Origin of the sequence: Commensalibacter communis, assembly GCF_947179105.1 — a bacterium.
Lineage (GTDB): Bacteria > Pseudomonadota > Alphaproteobacteria > Acetobacterales > Acetobacteraceae > Commensalibacter > Commensalibacter communis.
In genome coordinates this window covers 148,484-164,203 of sequence record NZ_CAMXCK010000003.1, presented here as the reverse complement: position 1 = coordinate 164,203, position 15,720 = coordinate 148,484, and the positions used below count along the sequence as shown (strand labels likewise).

Sequence of the window (15,720 nt, the reverse complement as noted above, 5' to 3'; positions counted from 1 at the left end):
TGTTCTTATTTTACACTTAAACTATTCTCGGGTCAAAGCGGCTTCAATTAACGCTATCGTTTCTGAAATACCATATAAAGCAATAAACATACCAAAACGAGGTCCTTCTTTTTGCCCTAGTAAGACTTCGTATAAACATCCAAACCATGCTCTTAAAGGTTCAAATTCGAATTCTTTACCAACCGCAAATACCATATTTTGCAACTCATCAGCAGTCAACGGTTGCTCTTGCACCGCACGTAATTGGTTAACCAATGCTGTTAAAGCATGCTTTTCTTTATCATCTGGCTTACGATACTCTTTATGAGGTTTGATAAAATCTGCATAATATGCCAATGCACATTCTACAAGTTGAGACAACATCGGATGCGTTTCGGGGGAAACATTTACATCGTAACGCTTTAAAAAGCCCCATAGAATTTCTGCACGCTCAGCATTCGCAACAGATGCCAAATTTAAAAGCATCGCAAAACTGATTGGACTGCCAACTTTTTCTGGCAATTTACCCTGGTGGATAAACCAAGCAGGATTATTATATCTCTTTTCTTGTTCAGCAACTTCCAAACTATCTTTGTTTTTTTCAAGCTCTGCCCAATCAGCAACATGTTTTAAATATTCGTCCGTTGCCTTGGGAATAACATCAAAAAATAATCTTTTTGCACGTTTAGGCGCATTATACATATAAAGTGCCAAACTTTCTTCTGGCGCATATTGCAGCCATTCTTCAATTGAAAGTCCGTTCCCTTTAGATTTTGAAATTTTTTGTCCTTGGTCATCCAAGAATAATTCATACGTTAAATTAATTGGGGGCTCTCCCCCCAAAATTTTACAAATTTTGCTGGATAATTTAACGCTATCGATCAAATCTTTGCCAGACATTTCATAATCTACGCCCAACGCATACCAACGCATTGCCCAATCGGCTTTCCATTGTAATTTTACATGACCGCCTTTAACAAGCGTTTCGAACGCCTTACCATTTTCATCACGCCATACAACCGTACCAGCATCCAGATCAATTTTTTCCATTGGCACTTGCATTACAATCCCTGTTTCAGGATGGATGGGCAAAATCGGAGAATACGTCGCTTTTCTTTCTTCTCTTAATGTTTTTTTAACTTCAGCCGCAATTTGATCGTGAACTTCTAATACGCGTCTCAACGCAGCATCAAAACGTCCAGACGTATAATAATCGGTTGCGGATGCAAATTCATATTCAAAGCCAAACCGATCTAAGAAAGAACATAATTGTGCATTGTTATGCGCACCAAACGAATCATGGGTTCCAAATGGATCAGGAATACGAGATAATGGTTTGCCTAAATGTTGTGCTAACATATCTTTGTTTGGCACATTATCAGGAACTTTGCGTAATCCATCCATATCATCAGAGAATGCGAGGATTTTAATCGATTGACCCGTCAGTACTTGATATGCTTGTCGCACCCATGATGTGCGCGCAACTTCACCAAACGTACCAATATGCGGCAATCCAGAAGGGCCATAGCCTGTTTCCATCAGGGCAGGTTTATTCAACTTATCCTTCTTACCTTTCATACGATCAACTAACTTAGCAGCTTCCTCAAAAGGCCAAGATTTTGGTAACGAAGATAATGAAGAAAAATCGTTTTTAGACATTGCTTTACAGGCACTTTAACAAATACCTGCCCTCTATAAGTATAAATTAATTTATAAAAAAACAAAAATATGTGTTCTATTAAAACACATAAGAAATTAGAATATCATCATATATTCTTAAACTGTTAGTAAAAAAATGTTTTTAGACAAATATTCAGCACTTACAATTCACCAACATCAATGTTCTTTGATGACTTCAGAGGGCGAATTGCTTGATTTATCTATTGAGCAAGCAATTGAAAAAATTGGGAAAGAGCCAGCTGTTTTTGTCATTCATTCCCCCGTTACTTATCGTAAATTACATACTCCAAAAAATATTAACCTGCATGGATGGTTTGACCTTCTTGAACTTGCAGCTTTTATTTATCCCACTAAATCTTTTGGGTTCACCCCTCAAAGTATGGCGCAAGCACTCGATATTCCCTGCCCTGAGCCTGTCAGTGCTGATTTTCTATTCACAATTATCGATCATCTTGTGCAACATTTACAAGATAAACAACGCCACTTCCCCTCTGAATCCCTCAAAGCTCAAAGTGCAGCATTATTCTATGCCCAATGGAAATGGGCACCTTTAATCATTGATGTTCTGAATATAACACTACCCATTCCCTCCAGCCAACTGCAACCTAATGACAGTTTAAAAATATGGCGAAAATTGCCAAAATGGCAAGATATCCCTCCTCGCTCACCTCCAAGACAACAGCCCCTGCAACGCAAAGAAACATTACAACGTTTGTCTGAGCTCTTAGGGCCTCAGGCTGAAACCAGAATGGGACAAATTGATTTTGCAGATATTTCTCGGGCTGCTTTTGCCCCCCGCAATCATCCTGATTGCCCTAATGTCGTTTTAGCAGAAGCTGGTACAGGAACAGGAAAGACCTTGGGATACATGGCACCTGCTACCCTGTGGTCGGAGCAAAACGAAGGAACCGTTTGGATCAATACTTACACCAAGCATCTGCAACGGCAAATCGAAGATGAATTTACACGGCTTTATCCTGACCCTGAGATTAGGAAAAAGCATGTTATTGTCCGCAAAGGACGTGAGAATTATTTATGCTTACTTAATTTAGAAGAACATCTCAATACATTCTCACAACTGCAATCTCGCAATAAAATTGCCCTTATTTTACTCTGTAGATGGAGTGAAGAAACCAATGATGGTGATTTATTTGGGGGTGATTTACCCAATTGGTTTAATGATCTGTTCAACGAAAGACTATTATACCAACTGGCTGAACGTAGAGGCGAATGTATTCACGGCGCTTGCCCACATTATCAATGTTGCTTTGTCGAAAATTCCATCCACAAAGCGCAAGATGCAAATATTGTCATTGCCAATCATGCGCTCGTCATGCAGCATATTTCCTGGCATGACAATAATGATTCTGTAGAACAATCTAATTTTCCAACACGTTTCATATTCGATGAAGCACATCATTTATTAGACGCGACGGATAGTGCTTATTCAGTTGCATTTTCTTTGTTGGAAACAAGCGAACTACGCCGATGGTTATTGGGTAATGAAGGGAATAAAACCCGTTCTAAAGGACTTAAAAAACGTATTCATGATGTGATTATCGGTAACAGCAAACTTGAACATTTATTGGAAAGCATTTTACAAGCGACACATCGTTTACCCGTTTTAAATTGGTCATCTCATTTCTCAATGGAGCTTGATGAACATCATATTCCTGATAGCAACCCAACAGAGTATTTTTTCTATTTAGTTTACATGCAAATCACTGCACGATCACAAAAGAACACTTCTCCCGTCCCTGTTCCAGAATATTACGACCAAAATGAATGCGATCTATTTCCTATCTTGCCAGAATTGAAACAACAGGCTGCTATCCTTTCTGAGTGTTTCCTTCAAATCCTAACACCTTTATTGCAATTTATTCAAACTTTAGAACATAAATTAAAAACTGATATTGATACATTAGATAAATATTCCAAAGACCGCATTGAAACGACAATCAGCTCTTTACAAAGACGTGCTGTTAATCCCTTAAGTGTTTGGGTTGATCTGTTGAACCTTCTAGATCAACCAGATCAAAAACAACAAGAGCCACAGACACACGTCACATTTTTAAAAGTTGAAAAAACTGGCACACGTATTTTAGATATTGGTATTTTTCATCACTGGTTAGATCCAACCCTGCCCTTTATGAAAACCATCACCAATTATGCGCATGGTATAATTTTAACCTCTGCAACCCTCCGAGATGACAGTCAGCACGATACTGAAGTAACTTGGCAAGCTGCCGAAAAACGCGTTGGTACACCACATTTACCGTTTGCCCCTATTCGCGCTTCACTCGCTTGTCCTTTTAATTACACGGAACAAGCACGCGTATTAATCATCAATGATTTAAATAGTCTGTCGATTAATAATCTGTCTCACGCTTTTCTCAGCCTGTTTCTAACGTCAAAAGGTGGGGCTTTGGGGTTATTTACCGCCATTCAACGATTGAAGGCTGTACATCAAAGGATCATTCAACCGCTAGAAGAACAAAATATCTCTTTGTTTGCCCAACATGTTGACCCCATAAATAATAATAGCCTCATTGAGCTATTTAAATCAGAGCAAAATTCCTGTTTATTAGGCACAGATGCCATGCGGGACGGAATTAATATCCCGGGCAATTCATTAAGATTAGTTGTGTTTGAAAAAATGCCTTGGCCAAGACCGGATATTCTTCATCGGGAAAGACGAAAATATTTTTATCCAGAGAATCCCAATTTTTATGATGAACAGCTGGTAAGGTTGAGATTAAGACAAGCGTTTGGTCGATTGATTCGCACTCAAAGCGATAGAGGAATTTTCGTTATCTTAGACCGCAGAACTCCGACTCGGATGTTGTCAGCATTTCCATCCGATGTTCCGATTGCCAGAATATCATTGCAAGATGCCATCGCGTCTATACAAGAATTTTTTAAAAAAGGATGTTAAGGTTTATAAAATACAAAACCGGCTCTCTTTCAAGAACCGGTTCGCTTACGGTAACGAGCTAACTCTAATACCAGTAATCCAATGATTTAAAACTTATAGAGGTTTTAAATTCGCTGCAGCAGCTTTACCGCGCTCTGTCACGATTTCGTAACTTACACGTTGATTTTCTTTCAAATCACGTAAACCAGCTGCCTGAACTGCTGTAATATGAACGAAAACGTCCTTACCACCATCTTCAGGGACAATAAAACCAAATCCTTTTGTAGGATTAAACCATTTCACGGTTCCAGTTTGCATTAACCGCGCATCCTTTATCTATTAGAGAATCAAGTCCTTGAAAAACAGACCTGATATCAGAGTTAAAATATCTAAATAAAATCAGTTGATCTTATTTACTTTGGGTGAAAGAATTGTAACAACTCTTTCTGATTTCTATTTGACACAGAAAACAGGTTCAATGTCAAATAAAATATGAATAAAAATGTAAAAAAAATATATTTTATATTGAATATCAATAAAAATATAGATTTTATTAATAATATATTAATATTTATTAATAATAATACTCGTTCGTTATTTCAGTGAAAGAATACTGGCGAATTTTCTATGAAAATTTAAAAACAAAACATCTTAATTTTTACATTTTTGTTACTTAGCGGGCAGCCCCCACTCATTTCCTTGTGGCTTTGTATCGGTTGAGCACCACACAATAAACAAAATACAAATCATAATATAGACTATCAATGCGAAAAATATTCCACCTATTAGCATCAATAGAGGGCTTATATAAGTTAAAATAATTAAAGAAGCCCACCAACCTGAAAGCCCAATATCATGCAAACGACGTGCTGTAACAGCAATACTTGGTAACAAAAATATGCATGAACATATAAAACAATAAAAGCCATAACAAATGAAATCCCAAATATCTGGTCAAAGTCATTCATCCCTATACCACTGCTATAGCTGTAGTAAGAATAAGATCTATATTGATTAGCTGTTATAAAATACATAATAATACTTATAATAATAGATGGAATTATTTGTATAAAACATATTATTAAAACAAAATTCCAAAATTCACTTCTTCGAGCTCGTCCTGAAAAATTCACATAATTTTTCATACACTTCTTAAACCAATACATTGTCCCGTATGATTTTACAACTTCCAGTTGATTTATATATGATTCTGTAATTTGCGGAGTTGGTTTTTGATGAGTATCATCAGCTATATGAGAACCTAATTCAATATGTTTGCATCATTTTCTTGATACATAATGCAGTAAACACTATAAGCTTAGCTTGATACATTAACCTCAAAATCAACCTTTTTTCCTTTTTCCGGAGCAAAAGTTTCTTTCCACTATTTCCCAGTAAATGCGTAACGTTTACCGTCATCTCCAGAAATATAACCTGTATTTTCCTGTATTGAGAAGTTTAATATAATTCCTCTCATATAACTCTATCCCTTTTACATTTTAATTCGAAAACTATACTGAATATATTGCTGAATTAAAATTTATTAATTTTACAAACTCTAAAAAAATCGCCACCTTATTCAAGGTAGCGATTTCAAAATTTAAGAGGCGTCCCTCTATTTAATTTTTAAGCAAATAAGCGTATCAGCGTTGGACTAGAAGCCCATTCCGCCCATACCACCCATTCCGCCCATGCCATCCATACCGGCACCAGCTTCAGATTTCTTTTCTGGACGTTCAGCAACCATAGCTTCGGTTGTGATTAACAAACCAGCAACAGATGCTGCATCTTGTAATGCTGTACGAACAACTTTAGTTGGATCGATAATACCAGCTTGTACGAGATCTTTATATGCACCTTCTTGAGCATCGAAACCGAAGCTATAGGTGGTGTTTTCAAGAACTTTACCAGCAATCACTGCACCGTCTTCACCAGCATTTTCAGAGATTTGACGTAAAGGAGCTTGTAATGCACGGCGGACGATTTCAACACCAACGCGTTGATCATCATTTGTATGAGATGCAATTTCAGCAAGTTTTACAGATGCACGAGCTAATGCTGTACCACCACCAGGAACAATACCTTCTTCCACAGCAGCACGAGTTGCGTGTAAAGCATCGTCAACGCGATCGCGACGTTCTTTCACTTCAACTTCAGTAGAACCACCAACGCGAATAACAGCAACACCGCCGGCTAATTTAGCCAAACGTTCTTGTAATTTTTCACGGTCATAATCGGAAGTTGTATCTTCAACTTGTGCACGGATTTGGTTACAACGACCTTTAATTTGTTCGACATCGCCAGCACCTTCAACAATAGTGGTGTTTTCTTTGTCGATATGAACTTTTTTAGCATTACCAAGCATTTTCAATGTAACGCTTTCAAGTTTGATGCCAAGATCTTCGCTAACCACTTGTCCGCCTGTAAGAATAGCAATATCTTCCAACATTGCTTTACGGCGATCACCAAAACCAGGAGCTTTAACAGCAGCAATTTTCAAACCACCACGTAGTTTGTTAACGACTAATGTTGCTAATGCTTCACCATCAATATCTTCAGCGATAATCAATAATGGACGACCACTTTGAACAACGCTTTCCAACAATGGTAACATTGGTTGTAAAGAAGATAATTTCTTTTCGTGGATAAGGATTAAAGGATTATCCAAATCAGCTGTCATTTTTTCTGAGTTGGTTACAAAATATGGAGAGATATATCCACGGTCAAATTGCATCCCTTCTACAACATCTAATTCTGTTTGTAGACCTTTTGCTTCTTCAACGGTGATAACACCTTCTTTACCAACTTTTTCCATAGCTTTGCTGATCATCTCACCGATTTCAGCTTCACCATTTGCAGAAATTGTTCCAACTTGAGCAATTTCAGCTTGGGTAGAGATTTTTTTTGTTTTTGATTGTAGTTCTTCAACCACAACAGTAACAGCTTTATCAATACCGCGTTTTAAATCCATTGGGTTCATACCAGCAGCAACTGATTTCAACCCTTCACGAACGATTGCTTGAGCCAATACGGTTGCTGTGGTTGTACCATCGCCAGCAATGTCATTGGTTTTAGAAGCAACTTCACGCACCATTTGTGCGCCCATATTTTCGAACTTATCTGCAAGTTCGATTTCTTTTGCAACAGAAACACCGTCTTTTGTAATGCGAGGTGCACCAAAGCTTTTATCTAATACAACGTTACGTCCTTTTGGACCCAAAGTTACTTTTACTGCATCAGCAAGGATATCGACACCACGTAACATACGTTGACGTGCATCAGCACCAAATCTTACATCTTTGGCTGCCATAATTCATTTCTCCAAATAAAGTTAAAGTCAAAAATAAAACGTATAGGATTAAGAAATAATTGGATTAACCAACGATTCCCATAATATCGCTTTCTTTCATGATCAGAAGATCTTCACCATTGATTTTTACTTCTGTGCCTGACCATTTGCCGAATAGTACTTTGTCGCCAGCTTTTACATCTAAAGCAACAATTTGACCTTGCTCGTTACGAGCGCCAGGTCCTACGGCAACGACTTCACCTTCTTGAGGTTTTTCTTTTGCTGTTTCAGGAATAATAATTCCGCCAGCAGTTTTTTCTTCACCATTTAAACGGCGTACGACCACACGGTCGTGTAGAGGACGAAAATTCGTCATTTGGATCGCTCCATATTTCTATATAATGCCCTTCTATGAAAGCAGCATTATGGGTTTTAACTACGCGCGTTTTTTGCCGCGTCACTCCAAAATATATCAATAAATTGATTGATATATACGCTGTTAATTTATGTGTTGCTTGTAACATTGTCAAGAAAATTAACACTTATTTTGAGGAATAATTCGCCAAAAAAACATCATTTTTTTTGAATATAGATTAAACTATACTACGTTCATTCAACATATGCGAAATTTACAAATAAAGGCTTTTTACAATGAAAAAAGACATTCAACTGACCACTTCTGATCAACATAGTCTAAATGCTTATGAACATGCCCCAACCAATGCTTCGGCGGGTTTAGTTGTACTTCAAGAGATTTTTGGTGTTAATCCGCATATTCGTCAAATGTGCGATAAGTTTGCGGCGCAAGGATATCACGTCATTTCCCCTGCATTATTTGATCGTGTTGAACGGAATATCTCGTTGGGATATGAGCCAGAAGATATGCAACGTGGCCTTAACATCAGGGCAAAAATTTTACCTGAAAAAACATTATTAGATGTAATCGCAGCTGCTGAGCACTTCCCTTACGATAAAATTGGGATTGTGGGCTATTGCTGGGGTGGTAGTTTGAGCTGGAAAGCCGCTACTGAAACCAAACTTTTTTCTGCTGCCAGCTGTTGGTATGGTGCGATGATTCCATCATTACTTGATCGCCCACCTCATTGCCCTGTTCAAATGCATTTTGGTGAACTTGACCACAGCATTCCTTTAGATGCTATTGATAAAATCAGGCAAGCTTATAAAGATAATAGCGGTGTAGATATTTACGTTTATAAAAATGCTGAACATGGATTTGGATGCCAAGCAAGATCAAGTTTCAACCCAGAAGCTTACGAGCTTGCTCAGCAAAGAACGTTGGATCTTTTTGCAAAAAATTTATAATCATCTATAATAAATTAAAGATAAAACGCTATATCTTCAAATATAGCGTAACCATAAAAAAAAGAAAAAACAATGAATTCTGCAAGTAATGAGAAAAAAACGCTACTCTTAAAAACAGGACTTGAGGTATTTACAGTCCATGGATTTACGAATGTCGGATTAACCGAGTTATTGAAAAAAGCTGGTATTCCAAAAGGATCCTTTTATTATTATTTCAGTTCTAAAGAAGAATATGGCGTAGAGGTGATTCGTTTTTACATGCAAGAATACACAACAAATATCGCCAGATTATTCTCTAACTCACAGCTTTCTTGCAAAGAACGATTATTATCATACTTAAAAACTTGGCAAGAAAACCAATGTACGAATGATTATTACGGACGATGCCTAATTGTGAAATTAAGCTCTGAAGTCAGCGATTTTTCCGAACCAATGCGACACGAATTTTGTTTAGGCACCAGTAAAGTCATTCAACTTATTACGGACATTGTTAAAAAAGGTCAAATTGATGGCTCCATTCCTAAACATTTAGAACCTGATTATGCGGCTCAAGAATTATATCAACAATGGCTTGGTGCCAGTATGCTTACCAAAATACAACGTAATGAATGTCCGTTGAAAACGGCACTGAAATATACAAATAATCTTTTAGAAAATTAATCCTATTTTTTTTAAAAAAATACTAGACGACTGGTCTATTATTTGTTAGTTTTTATTTATCAACAGAATCTAAAAGGAAAACATTATGGCTAGTTTATTTGACCCTATTCAACTTGGCTCTATTCATGCTGCTAATCGCATCATTATGGCACCCATGACTCGTGGTCGGGCAACCAAGGATCATATTCCAACAGAAATAATGATTGATTATTACCGTGATCGCGCCAGTGCTGGTTTAATTATTGCAGAAGGAACAGGGATCTCCCAAGAGGGTCTTGGATGGCCTTACGCACCAGGTATTTGGAGCAAAGAACAAGTTGAAGCTTGGAAACCCATTGTCGATGCTGTTCACGAAGCTGGCGGTATGATTATCAGCCAATTATGGCATATGGGACGAACAGTGCATCCTTCTTTTCACCCACACCCTATTTCAGCATCAGACACGACGGCTCCCAGATGGGCGCATACTTATGATGGCAAAAAGCCTTATGAGCAAGCAAGAGCCTTGCCTATAAATGAAATACCTAGACTGTTGAATGATTATGCACAAGCAGCAAAAAATGCGATGGAGGCTGGATTTGATGGCGTTCAAATTCATGCTGCAAATGGCTATTTAATTGATCAATTCCTAAGAGACAGCTCTAACTTCAGAGAGGATGAATATGGTGGCTCTATTGAAAATAGAATCCGTTTATTAATCCAAGTCACCCAAACTGTTAATCAAACCGTTGGAGCAGATAAAACGTCTGTGAGACTTTCTCCAAACGAATTGGTTCAAGGTGTTATCGATAGTAACTCTGAAGCTCTATTTGTCGCAGCGACTCAAGCGTTGAGCAAAGAAAAGATTAATTTCTTAGAAGTACGTGAACCAAGAGCAGGTGAAGATAATTTCATTATGGCAGATTTAACAGATGATGATTTATATCCTGCGATAGCCCCTGCTATGCGCAAAAATTTTGATGGGCACTTTATCATTAACGGCTCCTATAATGGTGAATCCGCCAAACAAGTCATGAAAAATAATGAAGCAGACGGTGTTGCTTTTGGTCGTCCTTTCATCTCTAACCCTGATCTTGTCAATAAAATTAAAAACAATATATCTTTCACCCCTGACGATGCCAAAACTTGGTTCACACAAGGTAAAGAAGGCTATAGCGATTACTAAAATGATAAACCCCTCTGTGAACTACAGAGGGGTCTTTAAAAAACTAAAATTCAATATATTGAGGTGGCTACCTTATCAGTTAACCAAACCCAATTATCCACGCAAAATAACTTATGTTCTTGTCGATATACTTGATATTGATAAGATAAAAGAAATGTCATCATCTAGAGAAGACAATATGATACAAAGCGACGTGGTTAGTTATGCAACTGCCTTTGCACAAATAAAAATAACAGATTCTATCTCATCAAATTTATAGAAATATGGAATTCAAGCAATCAAAAGGCTAGCGTTAATTATGGATACGCCTTGGACTGAAAGTGAAACCCAAAGTAAAATGATAGGGGATCTTCAGTCTTTTAACTTTATTATAGAATAATTCAACAAAACAAACCTAAGAACAAGTATTTGTAATTGCAAATGAATAAATCATATCCAAATGGCACAAATCATGTTTGATCGATAAGGAGTTTTCTATTCATCATTGCTCTATACTACAATCATACAGAGCAATATCCTCAATATTTCCTTACAAAACACGCCCAGCAATTAACTTTAGCTTTTCAATCATCTTTGGATCACGTTTTTGAGGAGCCGTAATTAACGCATGTTCCAACGCATGGTCACAACCAGCCTTACAACTTGGTCTTTGGTTCCCTAGATTTGGAATGATTTTTTCGACCAAAGCACGTGCATTGCTAGCATTAGCGGTCAATGTTTTAATCACAGCCTCTACACTTACCGCGTCATGATCTTCATGCCAACAATCATAATCTGTAACCATCGCCACGGTTGCATAACAGATTTCAGCTTCACGAGCCAAAGCAGCCTCTGGCATATTCGTCATCCCAATAACGGAGGCCCCCCATGAACGATAAAGATTACTTTCCGCACGGGTAGAGAATTGAGGTCCTTCCATCACCAGATAAGTTCCCCCCTTAACCACGGATAATCCTAATTCCTTGGCATTATCATATAACATTTGTCCTATTCTATCGCAAAAAGGATCAGCCAAAGACACATGCGCTACCAATCCTGTACCAAAGAAACTTTTGTCTCTTAATCGTGTACGATCAATGACTTGATCGACCACAACAAAAGTTCCTGGAGCTAATTCTTCTTTCAACGAACCCACCGCAGATACAGAAACAATATCAGTAACGCCTAATGTTTTCATTGCTGCGATATTAGCCTTGTAATTAACTTCTGTTGGAGAAATCACATGACCACGACCATGACGAGGTAAAAAAACACAAGAAACACCTTCGAGTTTCCCTGTTAGTAATTCATCTGATGGATCACCCCAAGGCGTTTCGACTTTGACCCATTTTTGATCGGTTAATCCAGAGATATCATATAACCCTGAACCGCCGATAATTCCTATCACAGGCTGAGCATGGGTTGAAGAAAATTGTTTATTTGACATTCGACCAAACTTTTCTTTTTACAAGCAATGTTAAAATAGCAATAAAGGTAACATAAATCATTACCATAATGCCGATACGATGACGTTCTATCAGATGTGGATGTGCTGTCCAACTTAAAAATGTTGTTACGTCTTTGGCTTGTTGCTCAATAGTTGCTGAGGTGCCATCAGCATATTTCACACCATCCTTGGTTAATGGGGATCGCATTGCAATTTGATGGCCTGGGAAATATTGATTGTAAACCATTCCCTCTTGATCTGGTTTGAAATCAGCAGGGGGATTTTGATATCCCATCAAAATTGCCATAATATAATCCGCTTGCTGTCCCATCCCCATGCCATAACGAGAAAAATCCAAAGGCACCTTCCCCGCATTCACCGATTTAGCCATTAATTGATTGGGATATGGTGCTGGTAAATAATCCACCAATGTGGCAGCACGATACAAATCTTTACCTGATGCGTCTTTACCATCCAAGATCTGATCTGTTTTTGCTATTTTATCAATTTGATCGAGCGTCAATCCCATTTGTTGCAAATCCGCATAACGCATATATTGCACTGAGTGACAAGAAGCACAGGTCTTACGATAAACCATATAGCCTCTTTGCACACTGGATAAATCATAATTACCAAATATCCCCGTGAAGCTCCAAGGGTATTGTTTATATGCTGGCTTATCTTGTGCGTAAGAAATCAATGGAATAAATAAACACGTAAATAAAAAACAGAATAAAAAGCTTATATTTTTGATTGGTTTGACCATTATTCTTGCCCCTTCTCATCCAATAAAGAAGTAGGAAGCGTTCTTTTAAGCTCAAACCGTGCTGAAAAAGGCAAGATCAATAAAAAATGCGCATAATAATAGAATAATGCCAACCGCCCCAGCCATATTAACCCTGTATGACTATGATATTTTCCAACGATCCCAAGCATCACAAAAGAAAGAACTAATAGAAATAAAGCTATACGATATAAAGGACGATAATTCGCTGATTTAGTAGGTGATCTATCAAGCCAAGGTACCGCAAATAAAACCACGATTGAACCGATCGATAGCAATAATCCAAGGAATTTATAAGGGATAAGTTGCAAAATACCATAAAAGGGCAAGAAATACCATTCAGGTGCTATGTTTGCGGGCGTTTCCAAAGGATTAGCAGGCGTATAATTCTCACTATTCGTTAGTAAATCAGGAAAAAAGAAAGCCAATAAAACCAGTAAAATGATTGCACCAACGATAACCACACCATCCTTTGCCACATAATAAGGATAGAAGGGTAGCGTTTCTTCTTTGGTTTTAGGTTCTATCCCTTTGGGATTGTTTGATTTGACGACATGAACGCAAATCACATGAATAAAGACCACGCCGATAATAAAAAAAGCCATCGCAAAATGTAATACAAAATACCGATGTAATGTTAGATCGTTGGGTGAGCTGCCCCCCATTAACCAATGCGCCAACCCTTCGCCAATCAATGGAATTGATGATATTGCTTGGATAACCACATTGGCAGCCCAATAAGACATTTGCCCCCAAGGCAAAATATACCCAGCAAATGCCGTCATCATCACCATCAGCATTAATAATAAGCCTGACAACCATACGAGCTCTCTAGGATTTTTATAAGAACCATAATATAGCCCTCTAAAAAGATGCAAATATAAAAAAACAAGAAATAAATTTGACCCTGCCATATGAAGCGATCGTAATAGCCACCCACTTGGCACTCGCCTTTCTATCATTTCAATCGAAGCAAAAGCCTCCTCTGCTGACGGTGTATAAGATAATGCTAAAAAAATCCCTGTTGCCAACATCAATAGTAAAGTAACGCATAACACTGCCCCGAATGCCCACCAAATATTTAAATTACGAGGCATTGGGAATTGAATATATTCACGTCTGAATGTTGAAAAAACTGGAAAACGCTTTTCTATCCACTCAGAAAATGTGTGTTTTTTAGAAGAAACTTGGTTTAAATGAGGTTCGGGGTCTTGTGTCATAACAACCGCTTTACATCAAAGATAGAATACAGAAAACCAATTCTATTCATAAAACCATATTTTTAAAATAGATTTGCCTTTAAATTGCTATATTTATATGAAAATTTAGGCCATGTAAGAAAAAACTTTTAACGTGCGTTAAAATCTTTCATAATAATAGCCTCTTCTCTTTTATACATATACAAAAACAAGAAATAATACACGAAATGCCTTTATCGGTAACCAAACGTCAATTTTTTCGTATCCTCTCTCTTGCAGGAGCCAGTCTAACAACAACGGCATTACAAGCAAATGCCAATGAAGTTATGCCTATGGGTGCTTTACAAACATCCAAAAGCAATAATAGTTTTTCCTTTATCGTAGGAGGATCAGAGAAGAGTGATGTAGGAGAATGGGCATCACAATTTTCCTCTGTGTTTACGTCAAGCTTACAAGATAATGCCCCTGTCCCTTTACGTTATACATCAGGATATGATGGGATAACTGGGGCAAATCTGTTCGACACAAGAATAGTTCCAGACGGCAATACTGCATTATTGACTTCTGGCAACCCATTTATCGCCTCTATGTCAGGGGATAAACGTGTGCATTACGATTGTGAAAGATGGATTCCTATATTAAGCAGCCTGTCTCCCTCGATTACAATTGCTCGTCAACCTTTTCATAATTCTATTCCTGATCTCCTTAAAAACAGATCGATGAAAATAGCTGTATCTTCTATCATAGGCAAGGAATTACCGACACTTCTTGGAATTGAGCTTCTGAAAATTACTACTATTCCTGTTGAAGGATTGACTGATTTTTCCACGGCAGTTCAAGCATTAAAAAAAGGAGATGTTGATGTCATACAACTAAGCACTCCGGAGGCATTTGCTGCTTTACCGAGCTTACTCAAGGATGGTCTACATACTTTTTTTTCACTTGATAATACCACAACTTTTGGGCCCAAATTTAGTGATCTATATAGTCAATTGCCCCATTATAAAACTGGAAATACTTTATTTGAAGCATGGAATGCACTTGCACTTGCATCCAGAATGAATGTTTCTATTATGCTGCCAATGCTCACCCCCTCTGCACTTGTAGCAAAATGGCGGTTGAATACCAGTAAACTCTTGAAAAACGAGCGAATAGTTGATTTGGCTAAAAAAAATAATGTAATCTTTCAAGAGAATTCAGCTTGTATTGATACCATCAGTAGAATGTGTCCTCAACTAATTACAACGATGGCGTTACAACGATGGCTGAATGCCAAATTTACAAAATGGTCAAATAATTGA

At 37.7% G+C, this 15,720-nt stretch carries 14 protein-coding genes; 5 read left to right on the top strand and 9 right to left on the bottom strand.

Annotation, left to right across the window (positions count from 1 at the left end; all coding sequences use genetic code 11):
* Positions 1–21: 21 nt before the first annotated feature.
* Positions 22–1,638 carry a lysine--tRNA ligase gene (locus PQG52_RS07355; RefSeq protein WP_271828781.1) on the bottom strand — a complete coding sequence of 539 codons (1,617 nt, stop codon included), beginning with the start codon at positions 1,636–1,638 and terminating at the stop codon, positions 22–24.
* Positions 1,639–1,774: 136 nt separating this feature from the next.
* On the opposite strand from PQG52_RS07355, the gene PQG52_RS07350 reads away from it, so the two are divergent.
* Positions 1,775–4,594, top strand: coding sequence for an ATP-dependent DNA helicase (locus tag PQG52_RS07350; protein WP_271828780.1), 2,820 nt, complete (start codon positions 1,775–1,777; stop codon positions 4,592–4,594).
* 93 nt (positions 4,595–4,687) lie between these two features.
* Here the strand turns inward: PQG52_RS07350 and PQG52_RS07345 are convergent, their stop codons facing one another.
* The 5 genes from PQG52_RS07345 to groES form a co-directional block, all read right to left on the bottom strand.
* Positions 4,688–4,891 (bottom strand): cold-shock protein, encoded by a 204-nt coding sequence (locus tag PQG52_RS07345; protein WP_271788514.1) that lies wholly within the window; start codon positions 4,889–4,891, stop codon positions 4,688–4,690.
* A gap of 351 nt (positions 4,892–5,242) precedes the next feature.
* The gene (locus PQG52_RS07340; protein WP_456304938.1) at positions 5,243–5,509 is read right to left on the bottom strand and encodes a DUF805 domain-containing protein; all 267 of its coding nucleotides are present in this window, start codon (positions 5,507–5,509) and stop codon (positions 5,243–5,245) included.
* Positions 5,395–5,718, bottom strand: a complete 324-nt coding sequence (locus tag PQG52_RS11530) for a DUF805 domain-containing protein (RefSeq protein WP_456304936.1) — start codon at positions 5,716–5,718, stop codon at positions 5,395–5,397. The genes PQG52_RS07340 and PQG52_RS11530 overlap by 115 nt, the downstream gene beginning before the upstream one ends.
* A 509-nt stretch (positions 5,719–6,227) precedes the next feature.
* Positions 6,228–7,883 (bottom strand): chaperonin GroEL, encoded by a 1,656-nt coding sequence (groL, locus tag PQG52_RS07335; protein ID WP_271788512.1) that lies wholly within the window; start codon positions 7,881–7,883, stop codon positions 6,228–6,230.
* Between the two features lie 64 nt (positions 7,884–7,947).
* Positions 7,948–8,238 (bottom strand): co-chaperone GroES, encoded by a 291-nt coding sequence (gene groES / locus PQG52_RS07330; RefSeq protein ID WP_034337605.1) that lies wholly within the window; start codon positions 8,236–8,238, stop codon positions 7,948–7,950.
* 275 nt (positions 8,239–8,513) lie between these two features.
* Here groES and PQG52_RS07325 point away from each other — a divergent pair, with 275 nt between their 5' ends.
* From PQG52_RS07325 to PQG52_RS07315, 3 genes are all read left to right on the top strand, one after another.
* Positions 8,514–9,185: a dienelactone hydrolase family protein gene (locus PQG52_RS07325; protein ID WP_271828779.1), complete on the top strand. Its 672-nt coding sequence runs from the start codon at positions 8,514–8,516 to the stop codon at positions 9,183–9,185.
* Between the two features lie 72 nt (positions 9,186–9,257).
* The gene (locus PQG52_RS07320) at positions 9,258–9,845 is read left to right on the top strand and encodes a TetR/AcrR family transcriptional regulator (RefSeq protein WP_271828777.1); all 588 of its coding nucleotides are present in this window, start codon (positions 9,258–9,260) and stop codon (positions 9,843–9,845) included.
* A gap of 85 nt (positions 9,846–9,930) precedes the next feature.
* Complete coding sequence (locus PQG52_RS07315; protein WP_271828776.1) at positions 9,931–11,010, top strand: alkene reductase; 1,080 nt, start codon at positions 9,931–9,933, stop codon at positions 11,008–11,010.
* A gap of 529 nt (positions 11,011–11,539) precedes the next feature.
* Here the strand turns inward: PQG52_RS07315 and PQG52_RS07310 are convergent.
* Genes PQG52_RS07310 through PQG52_RS07300 form a run of 3 tightly spaced genes read right to left on the bottom strand, consistent with a single transcriptional unit; the run spans position 11,540 to position 14,440 of the window.
* On the bottom strand, positions 11,540–12,436 hold the full coding sequence (locus PQG52_RS07310; RefSeq protein ID WP_271828774.1) for an S-methyl-5'-thioadenosine phosphorylase: 897 nt from the start codon (positions 12,434–12,436) through the stop codon (positions 11,540–11,542).
* Positions 12,426–13,202 (bottom strand): cytochrome c1, encoded by a 777-nt coding sequence (locus tag PQG52_RS07305; RefSeq protein ID WP_271828773.1) that lies wholly within the window; start codon positions 13,200–13,202, stop codon positions 12,426–12,428. The genes PQG52_RS07310 and PQG52_RS07305 overlap by 11 nt, the downstream gene beginning before the upstream one ends.
* The gene (locus tag PQG52_RS07300) at positions 13,202–14,440 is read right to left on the bottom strand and encodes a cytochrome b (RefSeq protein ID WP_271828772.1); all 1,239 of its coding nucleotides are present in this window, start codon (positions 14,438–14,440) and stop codon (positions 13,202–13,204) included. The genes PQG52_RS07305 and PQG52_RS07300 overlap by 1 nt, the downstream gene beginning before the upstream one ends.
* A 206-nt stretch (positions 14,441–14,646) precedes the next feature.
* Here PQG52_RS07300 and PQG52_RS07295 point away from each other — a divergent pair, with 206 nt between their 5' ends.
* Entirely contained in the window at positions 14,647–15,720 is a 1,074-nt protein-coding gene (locus tag PQG52_RS07295; protein ID WP_271828771.1) for a type 2 periplasmic-binding domain-containing protein, read from the top strand.